At 57.2% G+C, this 22198-nt stretch carries 15 protein-coding genes, 1 tRNA gene and 3 pseudogenes; 13 read left to right on the forward strand and 6 right to left on the reverse strand.

From position 1 onward, the window contains the following. Positions 1 to 59 precede the first annotated feature (59 nt). From CAter10_RS24485 to CAter10_RS04615, 11 genes and pseudogenes are all read left to right on the forward strand, one after another. Positions 60 to 865, forward strand: a pseudogene (locus tag CAter10_RS24485) (sensor histidine kinase). 229 nt (positions 866 to 1094) lie between these two features. After that, positions 1095 to 1796 carry an Hpt domain-containing response regulator gene (locus CAter10_RS04570; RefSeq protein WP_061537008.1) on the forward strand — a complete coding sequence of 234 codons (702 nt, stop codon included), beginning with the start codon at positions 1095 to 1097 and terminating at the stop codon, positions 1794 to 1796. A gap of 335 nt (positions 1797 to 2131) precedes the next feature. Continuing rightward, complete coding sequence (flhD, locus tag CAter10_RS04575; RefSeq protein WP_061532475.1) at positions 2132 to 2449, forward strand: flagellar transcriptional regulator FlhD; 318 nt, start codon at positions 2132 to 2134, stop codon at positions 2447 to 2449. A gap of 57 nt (positions 2450 to 2506) precedes the next feature. Further along, on the forward strand, positions 2507 to 3130 hold the full coding sequence (gene flhC, locus CAter10_RS04580; protein ID WP_061535163.1) for a flagellar transcriptional regulator FlhC: 624 nt from the start codon (positions 2507 to 2509) through the stop codon (positions 3128 to 3130). Between the two features lie 88 nt (positions 3131 to 3218). Then, entirely contained in the window at positions 3219 to 4079 is an 861-nt protein-coding gene (gene motA, locus CAter10_RS04585) for a flagellar motor stator protein MotA (protein WP_061532476.1), read from the forward strand. 27 nt (positions 4080 to 4106) lie between these two features. Further along, entirely contained in the window at positions 4107 to 5036 is a 930-nt protein-coding gene (gene motB / locus CAter10_RS04590; RefSeq protein ID WP_061532477.1) for a flagellar motor protein MotB, read from the forward strand. 13 nt (positions 5037 to 5049) lie between these two features. Beyond that, the gene (locus CAter10_RS04595; protein WP_061532478.1) at positions 5050 to 5424 is read left to right on the forward strand and encodes a response regulator; all 375 of its coding nucleotides are present in this window, start codon (positions 5050 to 5052) and stop codon (positions 5422 to 5424) included. A gap of 76 nt (positions 5425 to 5500) precedes the next feature. Further along, positions 5501 to 7564 (forward strand): chemotaxis protein CheA, encoded by a 2064-nt coding sequence (gene cheA, locus CAter10_RS04600; protein ID WP_061532479.1) that lies wholly within the window; start codon positions 5501 to 5503, stop codon positions 7562 to 7564. Between the two features lie 105 nt (positions 7565 to 7669). Then, the gene (locus tag CAter10_RS04605; RefSeq protein WP_061532480.1) at positions 7670 to 8167 is read left to right on the forward strand and encodes a chemotaxis protein CheW; all 498 of its coding nucleotides are present in this window, start codon (positions 7670 to 7672) and stop codon (positions 8165 to 8167) included. 63 nt (positions 8168 to 8230) lie between these two features. After that, on the forward strand, positions 8231 to 8719 hold the full coding sequence (locus CAter10_RS04610) for a transposase (RefSeq protein ID WP_128082980.1): 489 nt from the start codon (positions 8231 to 8233) through the stop codon (positions 8717 to 8719). 160 nt (positions 8720 to 8879) lie between these two features. After that, complete coding sequence (locus CAter10_RS04615) at positions 8880 to 11744, forward strand: autotransporter serine protease (RefSeq protein WP_061532482.1); 2865 nt, start codon at positions 8880 to 8882, stop codon at positions 11742 to 11744. Between the two features lie 69 nt (positions 11745 to 11813). Here CAter10_RS04615 and CAter10_RS04620 read toward each other — a convergent pair. Both CAter10_RS04620 and CAter10_RS04630 read right to left on the reverse strand, forming a co-directional pair. Next, positions 11814 to 13291: pseudogene (locus CAter10_RS04620) on the reverse strand (DNA translocase FtsK); the annotation flags it as partial. A gap of 1635 nt (positions 13292 to 14926) precedes the next feature. Beyond that, entirely contained in the window at positions 14927 to 17671 is a 2745-nt protein-coding gene (locus CAter10_RS04630) for an IPT/TIG domain-containing protein (protein WP_164840414.1), read from the reverse strand. 481 nt (positions 17672 to 18152) lie between these two features. Between CAter10_RS04630 and CAter10_RS04635 the strand changes: the two genes are divergently transcribed. Next, positions 18153 to 19478 (forward strand): bifunctional diguanylate cyclase/phosphodiesterase, encoded by a 1326-nt coding sequence (locus tag CAter10_RS04635; RefSeq protein ID WP_197467188.1) that lies wholly within the window; start codon positions 18153 to 18155, stop codon positions 19476 to 19478. Between the two features lie 276 nt (positions 19479 to 19754). On the opposite strand, the gene CAter10_RS22715 is transcribed toward CAter10_RS04635, so the two are convergent. From CAter10_RS22715 to CAter10_RS04645, 3 genes are all read right to left on the reverse strand, one after another. Beyond that, the gene (locus CAter10_RS22715) at positions 19755 to 19925 is read right to left on the reverse strand and encodes a hypothetical protein (RefSeq protein ID WP_156477053.1); all 171 of its coding nucleotides are present in this window, start codon (positions 19923 to 19925) and stop codon (positions 19755 to 19757) included. A gap of 84 nt (positions 19926 to 20009) precedes the next feature. Then, the gene (locus CAter10_RS04640) at positions 20010 to 20384 is read right to left on the reverse strand and encodes a hypothetical protein (protein WP_061532486.1); all 375 of its coding nucleotides are present in this window, start codon (positions 20382 to 20384) and stop codon (positions 20010 to 20012) included. Between the two features lie 327 nt (positions 20385 to 20711). After that, positions 20712 to 21416 (reverse strand): hypothetical protein, encoded by a 705-nt coding sequence (locus CAter10_RS04645; RefSeq protein ID WP_061532487.1) that lies wholly within the window; start codon positions 21414 to 21416, stop codon positions 20712 to 20714. Positions 21417 to 21704: 288 nt separating this feature from the next. On the opposite strand from CAter10_RS04645, the pseudogene CAter10_RS21795 reads away from it, so the two are divergent. Continuing rightward, a pseudogene (locus CAter10_RS21795) lies at positions 21705 to 22049 on the forward strand (helix-turn-helix domain-containing protein); the annotation flags it as partial. 71 nt (positions 22050 to 22120) lie between these two features. Here CAter10_RS21795 and CAter10_RS04650 read toward each other — a convergent pair. Continuing rightward, positions 22121 to 22198, reverse strand: a tRNA-Ile gene (locus CAter10_RS04650).

Genomic DNA, 22198 nt, shown 5'->3' on the forward strand with positions numbered 1-22198 from the left:
AACTGCCTGATCCGGAACCGTTGCCGGTCCAGGAGAGACCTAATCTGCTGGGTTACATCATGTATGCCGGTGTGCCGTCGCTGCTGATCCTGCTGTTGATTACGCTGACTTATCGCACCATTCGCCGCCAATATGAGGTGGTCCGTAAATATGACTCACTGCGGCGTCGCGCCAGTGATTCAAACAAGCGCAAATCGCGTTTCCTTGCCACGGTCGTGCATGAGTTGCGCACCCCCCTGAGCGGTGTCCACGGCTATTCCGAGCTGGTGCGCGATACCAGCAACGATCCGCAAAGTCGCGAATTCGGCGACTTGATCCATCAAAGCGCGATCTATCTGCACGGCCTGTTGAATACCTTGTTCGACCTGGCGCGCATAGAAGCCGGGCGCGTGGTGATATTCCATGAAAATATTGATACGCTGCACTATTTCGAATATATCGGGTCAATGCACAGGATCAACGCTGACAGGAAGGGATTAACCTTCCAGATGCGATTGGCTCCCGACCTGCCGAGCAATTTCCTGTGTGACCGCGTCAGGTTGTCGCAGATTCTCAATAATATGCTCGATAACGCCATCAAGTTCACGGTGACCGGCGGCGTCATCATGGAGGTTACGACTGCACGCGAAAGACTCAAGATCAGGGTGCTGGATACCGGCCCAGGGATCTCCAAGAATGAATTGCAGCACTTGTTCGAATATTCTACCAGACTGAATCGGTACGGGCCGGACGTGGACGCGGCTTGGGCTTGGGGTTATCGCTAGCCAAGGAGTTTACCGACCTGATTCGCGGCAGTATCCGTATCGATTCCGAGGTTGGGGTCGGTACGGTGGTCAATTTGAGCATACCTTTGAACGCCCGCTAAATGCGTCAAATCCAGATTTCAAGACAGCTGACGCCAGATCCGGCTACACTGGATCTGCGTCATGTTACTGTGACGCTTGAACAGGTGACTAGACCTGACGGACCGAACAGCGATCGACGTTGAAGCCGACACATTTTGTCCTGCGGGTTCTTGTCTCTTCCCCGTGTTTTACCATTCTGCAACGACTGATGCCAGGGCAGCCTATCTTCTCCTCGCTTGGGAGGTGGTAATGCGTTCCGCGTTAATTCTTGTGGTCGAGGACCATCCGATCAATCGACGCCTGTTACAGGCGCAACTGGCGGCCGAAGGCTGGCAGAGCGAGCTGGTCGCCACCGGCGCCGAGGCTTTGCTGTGGCTGGAGCATACGAGGCCGATCGCAGTGATTACCGACTATGTGTTGGAGGACATGACGGGTGTCGAACTGCTGCACCGCGTCAGGCGTTGGGAAACCGGCTCGCCGGGATTGCCAGCGATCCCGATGATCCTGTACAGCGGCATGCCGCTCGACTATCTGCAAAACGAATCGCGCGGCTTGGATTGTCGCGCCATCATCACCAAGCCGGTTGGGCGCGCGCAGTTGCGGCAGGCGCTGGCTCCTCTGCTCAGTGTTCCAGAAACCCCACCATCCACCTCATCGGTACCCGATGATTTATTGATCGAGTTGCTGCAATTCGGCAATCAGCAGCTTCCAGGTCTCCGGCTGAGCCTTGAAAGCCGGCAATTTCAGGAAGCGGCCGGCATTGCGCACAGCCTGCATGGTGCGGCCGCAGTGTTGAAGCAGACGGAAATTGCGCAATATGCCGCCGATATTGAAAACCAGGCGCGACAAAATCCGATCACGTCACTGGATGCCGCCTTCGGTAACCTGCAAACCGCTTTGGATCAGTTGGACCGGCAAATCAAGGCGCGCCAAGGAATATTGTCGACCTGATCTTCCTTCCTTCCTTCCTTCCTTCCTTCCTTCCTTCCTTCCTTCCTTCCTTCCTTCCTTCCTTCCTTCCTTCCTTCCTTCCTTCCTTCCTTCCTTCCTTCCTTCTCCCCCTTTATCTGCATGATTTCTGCCAAGTTTGCAGCGTGGGTTGCGCGTAGGAATAGTTCCTACACTCGAAGCACCAAATATTTCATTCATATCGAGAAGATTACCGACTTATTTCTTTTTGGAAATATTTGATAATTGTTTTGCAGTAACACAAAAGACAAATATTAAAAGATTACTCGCCAGTTGCCGTAAACACTCATAAGTAGTTTCAGTTCAGGGAGAAATGCATGAACAGTAATGGATTTGTTAACGAGATAAGCGAAGTAAACCTGTCTTATCTTCTGCTTGCGCAACGCTTGCTGCGTGAGGATCGGGCAACCGCGATGTTCCGCATGGGGCTCAGCAAGGAACTCGCCGAATTGCTGGGAAACCTGTCGTTGTCGCAAGTGGTGAAACTCGCTGCGTCAAGCCTTCTCCTGTGTCGTTTCAGGTTCGACGACCATGCCATTCTGTCCTCACTGACCCATAGCGACAAAGACCATGCATTGCAACAGGCGCATGCGTCGATATTGCTGGCCGGCCAGCCGCTTGAGGAGCTCAGCTAATGCATCCCGTCCTGGCTCTTGCCAACATCAGCGTCTTGTTTGCTGGCGCTGCACATCATGGCCGCTAGCAAAAGCGTGATCCTGGAAGCCCAGGAAATCCAGCTGGCGATCGAACTCATCAATCTCGGCGCGCGTTTGCAATTTCTGGAGGCCGAAACTTCATTGAGTCGTGATCGCCTGATCAGGTTGTACAAGGAAATCAAAGGAATTTCTCCGCCCAAGGGTTTGCTGCCATTTTCGACAGATTGGTTCATGACCTGGTTGTCGAATATCCATTCGTCGATGTTCTACAACATTTATCGCTTCATGTTGACGCATGGCGACGGCGAAAAAATCGCCGCGGTGGTCAAGAGCTATCGCTTGTACCTGGAGCAGGTCGAACGCCAAGATGGCAAGCCGGTGCTCGATTTCACGCGGGCCTGGACCCTGACCCGCTTCTTCGACAGCGGCATGCTGCAGCTCAGCACCTGCGGCCGTTGCAGCGGCCAATTCGTCGCGCATGCGCATGATCCGCAAGGAGGCTTCGTTTGTGTGCTGTGCCGGCCGCCGTCGCGCGCCGGTAAAACCCGCAAGCTGGTGAATGTGGAAGATGCGGATCAGTTGCCACGGGTCGGTTCGCACAACACCTATCTGAGGCTGCCGAAGCGGAGCGCAGGAATCGCCAAGGACAGCGTAGCCTGAGGGCAGCTAAATTTGTGGCGCACATCGTGTGCCGCCGTTGTGAGCATTTCGTGCACTTGCACAGGATTTATTTCAAGGGGAATTACAAGTGCTAGTTTTTGTTGGCTATATCGTCGTGGTTGCTTCCGTTTTCGGTGGCTATGCCCTGATGGGTGGGCATCTCGGTGTGCTGTTTCAACCGATCGAACTGCTGATGATCGGCGGCGCCGGCGTTGGTGCTTTCGTGGTCGGCAACGATGGCAAGGCCATTATGGCCACGCTCAAGGAATTGCCGAAACTGCTGCGTAGTTCCAAGCACAACAAGGCGCTCTACATGGAACTGATGGCGTTGCTCTATGTGTTGCTGGCAAAAGCACGCAAGGACGGCATGCTGGCGCTGGAAGCTGATATCGACGATCCGACCAACAGTCCAATTTTCGCGCAGTACCCACTGATTCAGCACGATCCGCGCGTGATTGAATTCCTGACCGATTATCTGCGTCTGATCGTCAGCGGCAACATGGATGCCTTCGAAATCGAGGCATTGATGGATCACGAAATCGAGACCTACAAGCACGAGGCCGAAGTGCCGGCGCATAGCTTGGCCAAGGTTGGCGACGCGCTGCCTGCGTTCGGCATCGTGGCAGCGGTGATGGGAGTGGTGCATGCGCTGGCCAACGCCAATCTGCCGCCAGCGGAAATGGGTGAGTTGATCGCACATGCGATGGTTGGCACCTTTCTCGGCATCTTGCTGGCATACGGATTCGTATCGCCGCTGGCGACGTTGATTGAACACCAGGTGGCGGAATCGGCCAAGGTATATCAATGCATCAAGGTGACCTTGTTGGCCAATCTCAATGGCTATGCACCGCAACTGGCGGTGGAGTTCGGTCGCAAGGTGTTGTTTTCGACGGAGCGACCTTCGTTTACTGAATTGGATGAACATGTACGTCAAGTCAAGGCTCGTTGATGTCCGGGGTTGCGAGACGGAGGCGGCATGAGCAAGGAAAAATCTCGCATCATCGTCAAGCGCGTCGTCGGCGGCAAGCATCAGGCGCACGGCGGCAGCTGGAAGATCGCCTATGCCGATTTCATGACCGCGATGATGGCGTTCTTCCTGGTGATGTGGTTGCTGTCGATTGCTTCACCGAAGCAGCGGGAAGGCATCGCCGAGTATTTCAACATGCCGCTCAAGGTAGCGCTCACCGGCGGCCAGAAAACCAGCACCAGCAGTAGCGTGATTCCAGGCGGCGGAATCGATCACATGGAAGTCGATGGTGAAGTCAAGCGCGCCAACGCCGATGCGGCCGACACCGAACGCTTGCGTGAGTTGAAGCGGCGGCTGGAGCAGGTGATCGACGCCAATCCGGTACTCAAGCAGTTCCGGCCACAGCTGTTGATAGACATCACCAGCGAGGGATTGCGGATCCAGATCGTCGACAGCCGCAACCGGCCGATGTTCGACCTGGCCAGCGCCAAGGTGGAACCCTACATGAGCGTAATCCTGCGTGAGATCGGTCCGGTGCTGAATGAGCTGCCGAACAAGATCACGCTGGCAGGGCATACCGACGCCACGCCCTATGTGCTCGGCGCCAAGTCCTACAGCAATTGGGAATTGTCAGCCGACCGCGCCAATGCCTCACGGCGCGAACTGATCTCCGGCGGCATGAATGAGGACAAGACGTTGCGTGTGATGGGAGTGGCCTCAACCATGAACCTGAACAAGGCTGATCCACTGGATCCGGTCAATCGCCGTATCAGCATCATTGTGCTGAATCGGCGTGCGCAGGCGCAGATCGAGCAGGAAAACGCCACCGGCGGCAACGCTGGACTAAAGATCGACAATCAGAAGGATGCTGCCAGCCAGATACGCGAGGGTGCGCCAGGTACTGTCGACGGCAGCAAAGTGGGAACCGAGAAACCGTAGGCGGGAAACTGATATGACGACAAAGACGATTCTGGTGGTGGACGACTCGGCCGTGATGCGCAAACTGATTTCGACGGCTTTGGCCGAGGAGAATTATCAGGTGCTGCTGGCAGCGGACGGCAAGGCGGCACTGGAGCAGGCAGCCAACGCTGATGCCGACCTGGTGCTGACCGATTGGAACATGCCGACCATGGATGGCCACCAGCTGATTCGCGCCTTGCGTCAATTGGAAAGATACACCACAACGCCGATCCTGGTGCTCACCACCGAGGCCAGCGATGTCGGAAAGGCCGATGCGCGCTCGGCAGGAGCCAGCGGCTGGCTGAGAAAGCCGGTGGAACCGGCGATGCTGCTTGAAGTGGTAGCCAGTTTATTAGACGTGGAATAGCGATGTCCAGGTAGCGGACGCCGTTGAAAGCAAGCGATGTGCGAATCGGCCGCACATCCGACAATGCAGCAAGGAGATGACAAACGATATGGATATTACCGAGTTTTACCAGACTTTTTTTGAAGAAGCCGACGAATTGCTGGCGGAGATGGAGCAACTGTTGCTGGGCCTGGATATTGAGGCGCCGGACAGCGAACATCTGAATGCGATATTTCGCGCAGCACATTCGATCAAAGGTGGCGCAGCCACATTCGGCTTTGTCGCCCTGACCGATACCACGCATCTCCTGGAAAATTTACTGGACCGTGCCCGTCACAATGAAATACGACTGCGCAAGGAAATGATCGATGCCTTTTTGGAAACCAAAGACGTGCTACAAGAACAGTTAAGTGCTTATCGGGCAGGCGGTGAGCCGGATCCCGACATGGTCGCCCGCATTTGCGCGGTGTTGCAACAGCTGGCGCAGGAGGAAAGCGCAGGCCAGGCCGCGCCGACCCCAGCGGCAGCACCAGCACCAGCGGTTGCTGCGGTGCCGGCAGCAGTTGCCGTTGCTGCTGCCGCCAACCCGCGCTTGCGGGTACATTTTTCGAAGGTCTCCGAAAGCGATCGCAAGCTGCTAGGCGCCGAACTGGAAAACCTTGGCGAAGTGGTGGCGCAGACGCAAGGGGAAGATAGCCTGACCTTGTGGCTGGAAACCGGCTGCCAGGCTGACGATATCATCGCCGTGTGCTGCTTCATCATTGATATCGACCAGATCGACATTGTCTCGGAAGCAGGTGCGACAGACCAGCCTGGCGCGACGGCTGAGGTGGATGTTCCTCTCCCGAAGACCGAGGCATTGCCCTCTGTCGGCAACGTCGTTCCGATCGTCGCAGCGCAGACGGCGCAGAAGAGCGCTCCCGTCGCAGCCAATGCATCGGCAACTGCTGCTGCTGCGGCGGCGGCGCCGAAGGAGTCGAGTTCGATCCGCGTCGATGTCGAGAAGGTCGATCAGATCATCAACCTGGTAGGCGAGCTAGTCATTACCCAATCGATGCTGGCGCAGACCGCATCGATGCTCGATCCGGTGCTGCATGATCGCTTGCTGAACGGCATGGGGCAGTTGGAGCGCAACGCCCGCGACTTGCAGGAATCGGTGATGTCGATTCGCATGATGCAAATGGATTATGTGTTCAGCCGCTTCCCGCGCCTGGTGCGCGACCTCACCGACAAGCTCGGCAAACAGGTGCAGCTGGTGACCTTCGGCAAGGCTACGGAACTGGACAAGAGCCTGATCGAAAGGATCGTCGATCCGCTCACGCACTTGGTGCGAAACAGCCTCGATCATGGCATCGAAAAGGCCGAGCAGCGTATCGCCGCCGGCAAGGATCCGGTCGGTCAGCTGCTACTGTCGGCGCAGCATCAGGGCGGTAATATCGTGATCGAGGTCAGCGACGACGGCGCAGGCTTGAATCGCGAGAGGATCCTTGCCAAGGCGATCCAGCAAGGAATGGCCATCAGCGACACGATTACCGATGACGAAGTCTGGCAACTGATTTTCGCACCTGGATTCTCGACTGCCGAGAAAATCACCGATGTCTCAGGCCGCGGCGTCGGCATGGATGTGGTCAAGCGCAACATCCAGGAGATGGGCGGGCATGTCGAAATTTCCTCGCGCCAAGGCAACGGCACCACCACCAAGATCGTGTTGCCGCTGACGCTGGCGATCCTTGACGGCATGTCTGTCAAGGTCGGCAACGAGGTCTACATCCTGCCCCTCAACTATGTGATCGAATCCCTGCAGCCACGTGCCGAGGATATCCATTCGGTGACCAATGAAGAGCAGGTGCTGCATGTGCGTGGCGAATATTTGCCGCTGACTGAACTGCATCGCGTTTTCAATGTCACAGATGCTCGCACCGATCCGACCCAAGGCATTGTGGTGATCTTGCATGGCGAAGGAAAACGTTTTGCATTACTGGTAGATCAGCTAGTTGGCCAGCATCAGGTAGTAGTGAAAAATCTGGAAACCAATTATCGCAAGGTGCCAGGCATTTCCGCTGCGACTATTCTCGGCGATGGCAGCGTCGCCCTGATTGTTGACGTCGCGGCGCTGCAACGCGCAAACCGCGACAAGGCGCCATTGCTGGCGGCGGCCTGATCGTCGGAAATACATAAATTTTTGTCAAAGCACTCCCGGGCGGCATCGCTGACGCCAGTCAATCGCGCAGCGGTCGCCGGGCAGTTTCTTCATAGAGAGAATCAAATGTCGAATGACCACAACAAGATGCTGGCAGGGCAAGACGAATCCGAGGGACAAAAATTCCTGGTATTCACGCTTGGCAGCGAAGAATACGGGATCGATATCCTGAAAGTGCAGGAAATCCGCGATTACGAGGCGGTAACGCGGATAGCGCATGCGCCGGACTTCATCAAAGGCGTTACCAATCTGCGCGGCATCATCGTGCCGATTGTTGATTTACGCATCAAGTTCCGGCTCGACAATATCCAGTACAACCATCAAACCGTGGTGATTATTCTCAATATCGCTGACCGCGTGGTGGGGATATTGGTCGATGGCGTTTCCGACGTACTGACCTTGAACCGCGATGAAATCAAGCCTGCGCCCGAATTCGGTTCTGCGTTGTCGGCGGAATATTTGAGTGGCCTTGGAACGGTCGAAGAACGCATGCTGATATTGATCGATATAGAGAAACTCATGTGCAGCGAAGACATGGCTTTGTTTGAGACCGCCGCCGCGTAATGATGTTGCTTGATTCAGTTTGCTGCGATTTGGTCGGCATGCCGCAGGTGCGATGGCGGCACTGTGCAAGGCGATGAATTAAAAATACAGGAACTCAAGATGAAACTTACAGATAGTCAATGGCAAACGCTGGAGCCTCTATTGCTCGGCAAGCAGGGAGATCCTGGCGCGAGAGGCCGGGACAATCGCATGTTTATCGACGCCGTGCTGTGGATCATCAGCAACAAGGCGATCTGGCGTAGCCTGCCGACCGAATTCGGCAAATGGAACACCACCTATATGCGTTTCAGACGATGGAACGAATGCGATATCTGGCGGCAGGTGCAGCAAAGCCTGTATGGCGATCCCGAATTGCTGGCGATGTTTGGTGAAATCGTGGTTCATGGAGATCAGCAGACAGGCCGTATCCGGGAGCGAATAGCCAGGCGCGCGCAGAAACTGGTTTACAACGCGTCGCTGGGAAAGATGGATAGCCGCGGCAAAAAATCGCAGCACTCTGACGACTCCACTTCGCACTGGGTCGGATTAGTGATGCGGGGTGCTACGGTGTAGCGGAGTGTCGGAAAACGTCCGCGATTTTCAATAGACAATGCAGTAAAACAGTTCGACAAACTCGTCATTTGCGCTTTAAGAAAACTCGACAGCATCCGTTAATACAGTAAACGGGTGGCCTAGTCGGGCCAAAGATAGATGCAAATATTCTGAGGATGTCATGAACAAGGAACTGTCTGCAAGATACTCGCTGTCAGCGATTGCTGCCGCAGTAATGCTCTTGGTTGCCGGGTGTGGTGGCGGTGGTGGTGGCAGCAGCAGTAATCCGGGCCCGACCGCTCCGGCGGTGCCCGCTACGCCACCTACACCACCGAATACCGACAATGGCAACGCCGCACCGGCTACGCCGGTGGTGAAGCCGCCGGTCGCGCCGTCGATGTTGAACGTGTCCGATCCGAGTAATGTCAATGCCGCGCGTGCGCAAGGCTACACCGGCGCTGGCGTCACCGTCGGCGTGATCGACACAGACTTCCAGGTTGATAGCACGCAGCTGGCCGGGCGCATCGTCAAGACGGTGTACAGTCCAAACGGTGCCAACGGCAATACCCACGGCACTGAAGTGGCGGAAATATTAGCTGGCAGTACGCTTGGTGTTGCCCCGGGAGTTACGATACAGGGCGCTGCTGCCGGGATTGGCAGCAGCAGTGTGATGCTTAACAGCCAGATGTATCAGGATCTGTTCACCAAGGGTGTGCGCATATTCAATCAGTCGAGTGGCATCAGTGCCAACGGCGCCACGATATCGCAAGCACAAGGGCTGTACAACCTGTACCAGCCGTATGTCGCTCAGAAGGGCTTGTTCATCTGGTCGACCGGCAATGACGGCAGCAGTCAGCCCACTCTGAACGCCAACCTGCCGACGCTCTTTGCCGACTTGCAAACCGGCTGGATCGCCGTCACCGCCGTCAATGGTGCCGGCGGCAGCAGCGGTTATGCAGCCAGCGACACCGTACCTGGTGTGATCTCCAGCTACGCCAACCGTTGCGGCCTGGCCGCCAACTGGTGTCTGGCCGCAGCAGGTGATTTCGTCTCCAATGTCGCCGGCGGCCGCGTCTATGGCACTTCGTTCGCCGCGCCGGCCGTCACCGCCGCCGCTGCCATGGTGCAGCAAGCTTACCCCTGGATGAATGCGGACCTGATCCGCCAGACCATCCTGTCGACCGCCACCGACATGCACGATACGGCCACCTACGGCTGGGGCCTGCTCAATGCCAGCAAGGCCGTCAACGGTCCGGCGCTGTTTGATCGGCGGCTGGCGTTGGGGCCGACGGTTACCATCAATTTCGACAACGCCGCGTCGACATTCAAGAACGATATCGGCGGCGATGCCGGCCTTAGCAAGGGCGGCAGCGGCCAACTGACGCTGGCCGGCAACAACACCTATTCGGGCGACAGCACGATCCAGGGCGGCAGCCTGAACATCACCGGTTCGGTGGCCTCCAATGTCAACGTCAGCGCACTCGGTAACCTGGCCGGCGCCGGTGGCCGCATCCACGGCAACGTCCTCAACAGCGGCCGGGTCAGCAACAGCGGCGCCGGCTTGAACATCGACGGCAATTACGTCGCAACGCCCAATGCGGTGCTGGCCAATCAACTGAACAGCACCTTGACAGTGGGCGGCAATGCCGTGCTCGGCAATTCACATCTGGTCGCCACCACGCCCGGCGGTACGACCGATCCGTCTGGCTATGTCACCCAGCAGGTGGGGGTGACCGGCAAAGTGATCACGGCGGCGGGCGGTGTCAGCGGCCAATTCGCCGACCTCAGCTTCGAGGCCGATGGCGTCAGCTTTGCGCCAGGCGTGTTCATCGCCGCGACATTGCAATATCAACCCAAGGAAGTCGACCTGCACATCGCCCGCACCAATGTCGCGGCGCTGGCCACCGCCAGCTTTGGCGCAGACGCCACCCGCAACAACGCCGGGCAGAATCTGGAGGCGGCATTGCAGGCGGCTGACCAGATGGTCGCCAGCGGCAATACCGGCGGCGCCAACGGCCAGTTCCTGGCCAGTGCTTCGGCCTTGCAGAAGACCGCCAGCATCGCTGCCGCCGCACAGACCCTCGATAGCCTGTCAGGCCAGGTGCATGCCTCGGCGCAGGCACTGACGTTCCAGCAATCGCAGGCGATCAACCGCGATCTGGGCAACCGCTTGTCGGCGCTGGGCAGCCAGGCCGACAGTCATGATGGCACGGGGCTGTGGGTCAGCGCGCTGGGGGCATCCGGCAAGCTCAGCGAGGACGGTTTTGCCACTGGCGACACCGCGCTGTGGGGCGGGCAGTTCGGTGTCGACACCCATCTCGGCAGCAACACCATCGTCGGTGCCGCGCTGGCGTATTCGGATGGTCGGGCCAGTTTCGACCGCCTGGGCGGCCAATCGAAGAGCCACAATACCGGCGTCTCGCTGTACGGCCGGCAAGCCCTCGGCACCAACGGCTGGTATTTGTCCGGCCGTGCTGGTGTCGCCAGCGTCGACAGTACGGTGACGCGCGATGCGCTGATCGGCAATACGGTCCAGAGCCTGAATGCCGGACACACCGATCAGATCTGGTCGTTCTATGGCGAAAGCGGCTATGTGCTGCCGTTATCGGACAGCACCCGCTTGACGCCTTACGCAGGGCTGTCATACGACCGTCTCAAGCGCGGCGGCTTCACCGAGAACGGCGGCGCATTCGGTTTGACGGCGGACAGCCAGGCGTACCGGCAGACTGCGGCGCTGCTGGGATTGCGTGGCGATGCGGCATTTCAATGGTCGGGCGGACGCAGCGTGTTGCAGGGCTACGCAGCGTGGCAACATGCGTTCACCGATGGCAGCCTGGATTTCAAGGCGGCCTTTGTAGGCGCGCCGGCGGCTGGCTTCACGGTGCAGGGGATTGGTTTGGCGCGCAATTCCGGCTGGGTCGGACTGGGTTTGAGCACCGATGTCGACAAGCGCTGGGGCTGGTATCTCAACTACGACCTGCAGTTCGGCAGGGGCGGGATGGGGAACAATGTGGTGGCGCTGGGGTTGCGCTTCAAGCTGGATTAACCGGTTGCGGACAGAGCAGAGCGCCATGTTTCAGTGGCGTTTGAACTCTGCCCCGCCATGTCGTCGGCTTTACTCGATTTGCGGCGGCGCCAGCACATCGCGGCTGCCGTTGGTTGCCACCGACGACACGATGCCGGCAGTTTCCATCTGTTCCACCAGCCGCGCGGCGCGATTGTAGCCGACCCGGAATTGCCGCTGTACCGATGAAATCGAGGCGCGCCGGGTCCGCACCACGAAGGCCACCGCTTCATCGTAGAGCGGGTCCGCTTCGACATCCTGGCTGTCCCCGAGCAGATCGGTGGTAGCGCCCTCGGCCGGCACGCCTGCCAGGATTGCCTCCTCATATTCCGGCTCGCCAAACTGTTTCAAATGCTCGACCACCCGATGCACTTCAGCGTCCGAGACAAACGCGCCATGCACCCGTTGCGGGTAACCGGAGCCGGGCGGCAGGAACAGCATGTCGCCGTGGCCAAGCAAGGCTTCAGCGCCATCTGATCGAGGATGGTCCGCGAATCGATTTTCGACGAGACCTGGAATGCCACCCGAGTTGGGATATTGGCCTTGATCAGTCCGGTGATCACATCGACCGAAGGCCGCTGTGTCGCCAGGATCAGGTGGATACCGGCGGCGCGCGCTTTTTGTGCCAGGCGCGCAATCAATTCTTCGATCTTTTTACCGGTCACCATCATCAGGTCGGCCAACTCGTCGATGATCACGACGATCATCGGCAAGGTGGTGAGCGGCTCGGGTGCATCGGGCGTGAGAGAGAATGGATTGCTGACTTTCTTCTCGCGCTTTTCGGCATCGCGGATCTTCTGGTTGAAGCCGGCCAGATTACGCACACCCAGCGCCGACATCAGGCGATAACGTTTGTCCATCTCGGCCACGCACCAGGTGAGCGCATTGGCAGCCAGTTTCATATCGGTGACTACCGGCGCCAGCAGGTGCGGAATACCTTCGTAGACCGACAGCTCCAGCATCTTCGGATCGATCATGATCAGCCGCACTTCTTCCGGCGTCGCCTTATACAGCAGCGACAGGATCATGGCATTGATCGCCACCGATTTGCCGGAACCGGTCGTGCCGGCTACCAGCATGTGCGGTGCGCGCGCCAGGTCTGCTACGACGGGCTTGCCGGTGATGTCCTTGCCCAGCGCCAGCGTCAAGTGCGATGACGAATCCTGATAGGCCGGGGCTTCCAGTATCTCCGACAGCTTGATCATCTGTCGTTTCGGGTTTGGCAATTCCAGTCCCATGCAGGTTTTGCCTGGGATGGTTTCGACCACGCGGATCGACGTCAATCCCAGTGCCCGCGACAAATCTTTCATCAAACCGACGATCTGGCTGCCGCGTACGCCGAGCGCGGGTTCAACTTCGAAGCGCGTGATCACCGGTCCGGCATCGGCGCCGAGCACCGTCACCGGTACTTTGAATTCGCGCAGGCGTTGTTCGATCAGCAAACCGGTTTCCGCCAGACGTTCGACCGAAATCTCGATTGATTCGTTGACTGCAGGATCGAGTAAATCCAGTCCGGGCAATTCGACCCGCGATTCATGGCGCAACTGGAATGGCGCTTCGTCGTCATCTTCGAAAATCAACGTTGGTGGAGATGCCGCTACAGCGGGCTGCGCTGCGGCGCTCGTCTGAGGCGCGACGACAGCGTCAATTCTGTCGACGGCGGTATGGGAAGGTAAGGTCGCGGCGGACATGGCGGCGGTAGGATACTGCGTCGCCGCCGTACCGACCCGCGCGATGTCATCCCGGGCAGTCTGCGTTGCAATCGCTTGCGCGGGTGGGGGCTGGAATACTGATGGTGCGTTAGCTAATGGAGCAGAGTAACTATTCGCTGCTTGCGCGACTGCTCCTTGCAGGTCATGAACCAGTGCTTCCGTCACCGGCACGGCGGACGCTGCAATTGTTGTCGCCGTTGCGACAGCGGCGGTGCTTGAGTGCGCGCCGACGGGGCGCGTGCTGATGGTTCTGATCTGGGGACGCTGCTGCGCACGCTCGACAGTACCTCTGTTGATGGCATCTCCGCGCGCGGCGCTGGAAGTCTGGGCCAGCTGTGCGGTATTGGCGCGGGCGCGCATGGCGGGAGTAGGAATGATGCGCTCGAAACTGGCCCATTCGGACATTGCTCTGCCGCCGCTCTTCTGTTCTTGCTGCTTAGCTGGCGCCTGACGTGGCGTGCCGGGCATTTTTTTGACAGGTCGGGCAGATCGGAACGTGACGGTAATTGCCAGGATTTTCGTGTACGCGGTGGCGCGGCAATACTTTCGCGCTGTCGTGCTGGTAGAGGCCTTGTTACTGCTGCTGTTGCTACGGCGCTGGGTGTGGCTCGCGTGACTCGGGCGATACGCGGTTCGCGTGCCGTCTCAGTCGTTTCGATTTTTCCTGGCGCGCTGCGTGGAGCCTCGCCGGAGCGAGTAGTGGATTTGGCGCGTTCGCGGCCGAACAGCCACGACAGCGCAATCGTGCAGATCGCCATCAGCGCCAGTATTCCCAATATGTTGCCAAGCACGCCGGTGAATCCGCGCGCCAGGGCTTGTCCGGCAAAGTCGCCGTTGGGCGGCGTCGATCCAGAACCGCGTAGCAGTGCTTCGAGCGCGCTGCTGCCGCACAGTATGAACAAGGTGCCTAGCCATAAACGGATGGACCCCGGACCGCGCAGTGCAGTCGTCCCGGCCCGGCGCGCTTTGACTTCGCGTACAACCAGGGGAATCAGCCACAGTAAGGACCATCCGAACCAATCGAAAACTGCTATATGCATACTCAAATTCAACGAAAAATCGACGTCCGGAAATCGCAAGACATGCACCGGTCCGCTCCGGGGCCGGCAGACTCCGCTTGACAGTTGCAGTGCTTCGGCCGCCGCGGATGGCTGGCAGAAGGTTGTTGGACGCCTTGTAATGAAAGTAGGTGATATTAACCGAAAAAGCGGCGACCGTTCCCGGTGGAATGTGTTGTTGCCTTTCCTGTTTGCCAGCGATGAATGTCAAGTATTGTGCACGCGATAGCAAGATGGCATTCAATATCATTCAATCGACAAGCCCTTCAATCAATTGCGTTTGAAGTGTACGGACAAAAAAAATGCCTGGAATCCAGGCATTCTGTGAGGTATGTCGTACAACGCTGAAAATCGGCCGGGCGCATCGCGCATCCCGGCCGGTCTGGCCTTTGGGTCAATGTGGGAAGCTGACCAGGCGTGCCTGCATTGCCGACGACAAGCTCAGGTCGAAGCGGCCGCCGCTAGGCAAGCCGCCGATGTCGAGCGTGGCGCTGCCATTTTGCAAGCGGTTGCCGAGCACGGTCTTGTCGCCATTTGGCGCCACGTACATCAGCGACAGGAATGGTTCCTGCACTGCATTCCAAGTCAGGTTCAAGCGACCGTTCTGCACCGTCCAGCCGACCGACGACGCCATCCCTTGTGCTGCGCCGCTGGGCTGGCTGACTGCCTTGAAGCGTTGTACCTGACTTGGCTGCCGCATGGCCAGTACCTGACCGTTGTGCAGCACTTCCACTGTTGCGATATCGCCTGGATTCGGCATGCTGACCCAGAAGTGGCTGGTTTCGTCCTTGGCGTCGGCCACGCTGACCGGATCGAAAGGCAGCTTGTAGGTCTGGCCCGCCACACTGTGTACCCGCAGTTCATAGGTCGACTTGGCGCCGGCGGTATCGTTGCGTAATCTGGCTGCTGAGGCGGTGGCGGGGTGCAGCAGCACACCTTGCGCCGTGAGTTCGCCGGAAATGGTCAGGTAGCCATCTGCAGCCACGATGTCAGCGCCGGTCGCGGCTAGCACCAGTGGCTGCGGGATGGCGAGAGTCCGCGATTCAGCAAACTGCTGCGCACGCACGTAGCTGAAATCCGAGAACCAGGTGCCGCCGCAATAACCCATGACATCCTTCATTTGCGTATTGCTTGGCGTCAGCGGCGCACTCAGCGTCCCGATCTGGGTGTCGTTGTCGTACAGGCTGTTATAGATCGGCAGCGCACTCAGGTCGGCGTTGGTGTTTGGGAACGCCGGATCCGGGCTGGCGGCGCCGCCGCATGGTGCGTGGCTTAACGAATGGTTGTGGCCCATCTCGTGCACCATGATGGCCTGCCATTGCGGCCACTTGTTGTCGAACGGATCGCCCTGACCGGCGCCGGAAGTCCAGTCCAGGCCAATGGCGGCAACCGGCGAACTACCGCCTTGGGTCCGGTTGCCGACATAGCCCAGGCCGGCGACGAACGAGCCGGGAATCGGGTTATACATCGGTACGAAACCATAATAGAAAGTATTCGGACTTTCGACTTCACGCGCAGCTTCCAGCTGGTTGAGGGCGCTGCCCCAGTTCATCGTGGTGGTGTCGGTGGCGCCGCTGATGACCAACGGGGCGCGTTTTTGTACGACGATATTGCCGTTCGCATAGGGATAGACCCGCGCCAGTGCTTTCTGGACATCGCTCAAGGAGGTCGGTAATACTCCGGTCGCGCTGCCGACTGTCAGCGGCACCAGTATCACGCGCATGGCAGTCGCTGTGCCGACGGTCGGAGTTACATCCTGGCTTGCTGGGCTGCTGCCGTTGCCAGCCAATACCCGGATGCCGACCTTGACGCCCGGCTGCACCCAGGCTGCAGGCAACACGGCATTGAAGCTGCTGTTCAGGCTGTAGTCATCCTTGGCGGTTGGCAAGTTGGCCGGCCCGCTCATCGACAGCGTGCCGAGCGATGCGCCAGAAGAAGAACTGGCCACGAGGTTGACCACCGGACTTTTGGTGCCGGCAACTGGCGCCAGGACGGTCGCGCGGACCAGCGCAGGGCGCCCGGGAGTCAGGCGCAGCGTAGGATCGGTTGCGCTCTTGTCGAACACGTGCACGAAATCGACATTGCTGATCCACAGTCCGACATTGCCGGTGCTGTCGATCGAACCTGCATTGACGTTGGTCTGCCCTGGTGCACTCAACGTCACGATGCCGCTGGTTCCCAGGCTGACGTTTAGGACCAGTTGCGTATTGCTGCTGCTGACGATGGTGGCGTTTGAGGAACCAACCTTGGCCGAAGTGACGATATTGAGGTTGCTGCCGGCGATGGTCAGCACGACTGTGCTGCCGCTGGTGGCGCTGAGCAGCGAAGTCGGGACGACCGATGGCTCCACGGTAAATGTGCTGGCGCTCTGCACTTCCTGGTAAGGATCGCGCACCGTGAGCGGCCCAGACATGGCGCCGGGCGGCACGCTGAACGCGACCGTGTTGTTCGATGCGGCGGTAGCCGATGCAAGCGTGCCGTTAGCGAAGCGGATCGTCGTCACTGCCGCCAGGCCGTTGCCGTTGATGGTCACGTTGCTGCCGACGATGCCGATCTGCGGCAGCATGGCAGCAATAGTCGCCGGCACGTAACCATTGATCTGATATGCACTGCTGATTGCGGCGCTGCCAACATTCAATGTCAGCAGGCCCGAAATCGCCTGTGCTGGCATGGTCAAGGTTGCCGATGTAGCGGAACTGCTGACCACCGCCAGATTGACGCCGCCTATGCTGTAGCCGCTGACTTTATCCAGGTTGCTGCCCTGGATGGTGAAGTTGCCGCCTGCGGGGATGTTGCTGGCCGAAACGCCGGTGATCAGTGGTGCCGGCTGGCTCGACGAGAAGCTGGTCGCCGACTGCACAGAAAATCCGGGACCTGACAGCGTGATCGATCCGCTGACCGGATTGACCGGAACCGTGATGGCGATTTGCGTATCGCTGACGATACTGAATGTCACTGCCGTGCCGCCAATGGTGATCGCGGTGACATTTTTGAACCCGCTGCCGGTGATCGTGACCGTGGCGCCGGGCGCGGCGCTTGATGTCGACAGCGCCATGATGTTGACTGTGGCTGCTGGCGCGGTTGCCGTAGGTGTGCTGCTGGAGCCGCCACCGCCGCCGCAGCCTGCCAGGCCTAACACGGCACAGGTAAAAACGAGAATCAGAGGGTTTCTGATGTGATTCATTCCAAAGCACTGTTTTTGCATAATCGGGGTGGGTTGGGGTGAGCAAGTACGCCGGCCTGCAACGACATGGATGCAGTGTCGACGAATATTTCCATTTGGAAATTTCAGGCGGAATTGTAGTTGCTAAGCGTTAGTTCCGTAAAGCAATAGATGGCTTTTCATGCTTATGGGATGGTCAAACATGTGTTGTAACAATCAGAATGGAGCAGAAAAAAGACCTCATCAGCTTGTCAAGTTTTCTCATTGGGAATACTCTGCCTCAACAACAGCTGTTGATGTTGGTCCACTTAATGAACGAGCTTGTGTGAAATTGCAATTCAAATATCCTACCGCGCGGGTTAGCAAAATATTGCTGCTGGCTCTTGGCACATTCACTGTGCTGCGACTAATTGTGATTTGGAGCGCGGTACGTGAACATTCAGGGGATATGGAGCGCGTGACAATCCGTGCTGCGCAAACAAACATGGACAACCTGGTGCGTAGCTATGCGGCAAACACGCTGCGCATGGTGCAGCGTTTTGACCAGGCGACAAAATCGATCAAATTCCAATATGAAAGCAATGGCGGCATTTCTGATCTGCCTGATTTTGTTGGCAGGAGCGTCCTGAATAATGACGATATTCCTTTGCTGGCGTCCATCGCCAACGATCAAGGCGATGTCGTCGCCAGCACCCAGCGGGGCCCGATCGGCGTCGCCAGCGTCAAGGACCTGGAGTTTTTCAAGATTCATGTGCAGCAGGATTCCGGACAGCTGTATATCGGCAAACCGTTGGTCGCCCCCGTCTCCGAAACCGAGAGTATCAATTTCAGCCGCCGCTTGAATCGCCCGGATGGCAGTTTTGCCGGCATTGTGTTTGTCAGTATCGACCCAGCCTATCTCAGCAATTTTTATACGAGCACGGATTTCGGTGCCAATGGCATGGTGAGCTTGTTGGGGAACGACGGGGTCTATCGTGCGCTGCGTATCGGCAGCACGAATAAGAGTGGTGTGGCAGTCGATTTTACCGATACCCTGCAGCGCTTCAATGCTGTGCACGCGACAGCTGATGGCGCACTGGTGCTGCCCGCGATAGACCAGGTGCCACGCTATGCCGCATATCGACAGCTCGACAACTATCCGTTGCTGGCTAGTGTCGGCATTGCACGGATCGACGCGCTGCACGCCCTGAACAGCGACAAGAATAGCTATTATTTGCTGGCCATCGGCGCTTCCCTGACCGCCATCGGATTTTTCTGCTTTACTGCATTCCTCGTGATGATGTTGAAATCACGCGAATCGTTGATGGAATACCTGGCTTCGCATGACACGCTGACCGGTCTTCCCAATCGCCTGTTTTTTCAGCAGCGCCTGCAGGAAGAGATGGGGCGCTGTATCCAACACGGCAGTGCACTTGGCGTGCTGTTCATCGATCTGAACGATTTCAAGGCGATCAACGACAAATACGGCCACGAAGCTGGCGATGCCTTGTTGTGCGCAGCCGCCAAACGCATCCAGGCGGCGGTACGTAATATCGATATCGTATGTCGCTTGGGAGGCGACGAGTTCACGGTCGTGCTGCCCAATCTGACCGATGCCGAAATCGCCGCAACAGTCAGCCATCGCATCCGCCAGACCATTGCGCAGCCGTTTTCGATCAATGGCGTCGATATGTCGATCGGCGCCAGCATTGGTATCAGCCGCTATCCGGAGGACGGCGGCAATATCTCGGCCTTGCTTGAACGTGCCGACAGCGCCATGTATCACGCCAAGGCCGGCGGCTAAATCTGGTTTGCGTCGCGCGCAACGCACGCAACTAACGTGGACAGTCAAATTAAACTGCACACAGTTAAGTGGAGTCAGAGTTTTTTTTCGGCGGGGGCTTGCCGAAAATTACTCTGCCCCCTTTTTAACGGACCATGGAGTAAGTGCGGTGGTGCATCGGAAATGGACGGGCGTCGTTACCTAATGCGGTTGCTACTCCGTGGAAGCTCGCCGGGGGTGGCCCAGCAGCTAGTCACTTAAATTACTGCACGCAGATGACTCGTCTTTCAGATTAATCTAGGATTTCCCCGGCTGCTCGGCTGGCAATGCAATCTCTGCCTTGTTTTGCCAGCCACCACCCAACGTCGCAAACGGCGTGACGCAATCCTGCAGGCGTTGTCCCTGTACCCGAACGAAATTCGTGCTTGCTTGCGCGTAGGCGTTTTCGGCGGTGATCCGCTGTAGCACAGATTTGCCTGCACTGTAGCTGGCGCGCTGCAGGCGCAGCGATTTACTGGAAATGTCTAATGCGTTGATGCGAGTTGCTGTGAATCAGGGAGCGGCTTCCTTATCGAAGTGCTGTTTCAAGGCCATGATCTCGCGCGATACTTCCACCGGAAAACCCGTGCGCGCCCCCCGTTGATCCAGCAGCAGTTCTGAAAATAATGCCTCACAACTGGAACGCTGCCGCCAGACCTCTGCAAAATGGTTGGCGATACGCGGATAGTGTTTAATTAGCCATAACGGCCAAATCTCTGTCGGTAATGCTATCAGCCAATCGTAAGTTTGCTTCTGCAAATTCAGGTCGGCAGGGCTTAGCAAGCGACGCAGACTCTCCCAGTTATTCTCCTGCTTGGCTTGTAGTTCTTTGTCAAGAATCGATTTTGCTTCCGAGACTGAGACTTTTTCGAATGGAATTGAGTCCATGATGTCCCCAAAAAAGGAATTGCCAAGTCGAAGCTGCCAACCCGGGGCTGCACGCGCCAATAGATTTACCGGACGGTAACTAGATTGTATTGCCATTTGGCATTTATTTTTAATCTATTTACGATCGCGCAGCGACGCGGCCCCCATCAATCCCCGGATCTTTCTTGTGTCGGGATTGTTTCGGTGGCCTAACGATACGCTATGGCGGTGAATAGATGGGGGAGCGCTGCTTCCTGCCGTAAATACACGCGGCGCGGCGCCGATTGCAGAGAAAATCCGGCGGATGCAGGGCGATAATCTGCCACCCTGCATTCTCAAGAATCCCCGTCATTGAACCGAAAATGACTCCAGCACTTCAGTCGTTCGTTTATGCAGCGCGCCGTTGCCATTCGAATCTTCTGAAATAATTTTGACGTCGCGTTTGATCTCCGGGACATACCAAAAGGCTTTATACAATCGTCCGCTTACTGGAGGTGGCGTATAAGCGGTATGCGTTTGAACGATAGCGGTTGCTCCGGATGCTGCCGTTCCCACCGCGCTATTCGCCGACGGGCCACGTGGTTCGAATTCTTTTGTCCATTCACCTTCGGCTTCAATCTTGAGCGCCTTGAAAGTCCCCGCAGGTACTTTCACTTCTTCCCACCCCACGACAGTGTATTGCTGCGAGATTTTTTGTGTTTTGGTCAATGCATCAGGCTTGTCTTCTACAGTTTCCAATTTCCAGGTCTTACCCGGCTGCATCGGGAAATCATAGGGGCGGGTGGTCACGATATTTTTCCCATTAACGCTACGAGTAACGCTCCAGTCCGTATTCAGGGTGGATTCTTTTGGTGGCAAATTGCTGTCAACTGGTTTGTTGGCAAGAACGACGGTATGTGAACCAGCACGGCTGATCGATGCCTCCCATTTGCGCGTAGTGGAACTCATGGTGTCCGACTTGCTTTCGTCCTCGCGTACGCTGTAGACCCATTTATCCCCTTCTTTCAGGGCGGGACGATCAACGGTTTGCGCATGCAGGGTGCCTATTGTCATACAGAACAACCCAATCACTGTAGTGCGAGGAGCTATTATCATTTTTATCTCTACAAGAATTTTTGACGAAATGATTATAGCTTTCAAATATTGCCGAAACACATGTAGACACGGATTGTCACAATTTTCTGATTTTCATCGTCGCAAGTGAGGTGTATGTGCATGAGGTGTTGATTTGCGTCTAAAACTGACCCACTTAGCTGGATAATTTGCATCGAAAATTGACCCACGTATAGAACACAATCCTACTCAATATAGTGAGTGGGAGATTGGAGTGATCGACGTGGCATTATTCGACGCTGGCACCTTCGTGACCAAGTCTCATTGAGGGAGATCGCCAGACGTTTGGGTATCTCCAGAAACACCGTCAGACGCTATCTACGCTCTGAGGTTATAGAGCCATCTTATCCAGATAGACGTACTCCTAGCGCTCTTGATCAGTACGCCTTCAAGCTTTCATCTTGGCTTAAAACTGAAGCTACCAAAACTCGAAAGCAACGCCGCAGCTTGAGACAGCTCCATGCGGAACTATGTGCGTTGGGCTTTGAGGGGTCGTATGACCGGGTTGCGGCCTTTGCGCGGCAGTGGCGACTGGATCAACAGGATAGGGTCAATTTCGCGAGCAAAGGAACACTCTGTTGACCCTTCGTTGAACCTTTAGAAATGACAAAGGGTTACGTGTGAACGTAACCCTTTGTTTTATATGGTGGGCCCCCCAGAGTCGAACTGGGCACCAACGGATTATGAGTCCGCTGCTCTAACCAAGCATGAGCTAGGGGCCC

Source organism: Collimonas arenae, assembly GCF_001584165.1.
GTDB classification, from domain to species: Bacteria; Pseudomonadota; Gammaproteobacteria; order Burkholderiales; family Burkholderiaceae_D; genus Collimonas; species Collimonas arenae.

Excerpts from the sequence above, each read along its gene's own strand:
- CAter10_RS04570 (WP_061537008.1), top strand. The coding sequence starts at position 1,095 with ATGCGTTCCGCGTTAATTCTTGTGGTCGAGGACCATCCGATCAATCGA.
- flhD (WP_061532475.1), top strand. The coding sequence starts at position 2,132 with ATGAACAGTAATGGATTTGTTAACGAGATAAGCGAAGTAAACCTGTCT.
- flhC (WP_061535163.1), top strand. The coding sequence starts at position 2,507 with ATGGCCGCTAGCAAAAGCGTGATCCTGGAAGCCCAGGAAATCCAGCTG.
- motB (WP_061532477.1), top strand. The coding sequence starts at position 4,107 with ATGAGCAAGGAAAAATCTCGCATCATCGTCAAGCGCGTCGTCGGCGGC.
- CAter10_RS04595 (WP_061532478.1), top strand. The coding sequence starts at position 5,050 with ATGACGACAAAGACGATTCTGGTGGTGGACGACTCGGCCGTGATGCGC.
- cheA (WP_061532479.1), top strand. The coding sequence starts at position 5,501 with ATGACAAACGATATGGATATTACCGAGTTTTACCAGACTTTTTTTGAA.
- CAter10_RS04605 (WP_061532480.1), top strand. The coding sequence starts at position 7,670 with ATGTCGAATGACCACAACAAGATGCTGGCAGGGCAAGACGAATCCGAG.
- CAter10_RS04615 (WP_061532482.1), top strand. The coding sequence starts at position 8,880 with ATGAACAAGGAACTGTCTGCAAGATACTCGCTGTCAGCGATTGCTGCC.
- CAter10_RS04640 (WP_061532486.1), bottom strand. The coding sequence starts at position 20,384 with ATGGACTCAATTCCATTCGAAAAAGTCTCAGTCTCGGAAGCAAAATCG.
- CAter10_RS04645 (WP_061532487.1), bottom strand. The coding sequence starts at position 21,416 with ATGACAATAGGCACCCTGCATGCGCAAACCGTTGATCGTCCCGCCCTG.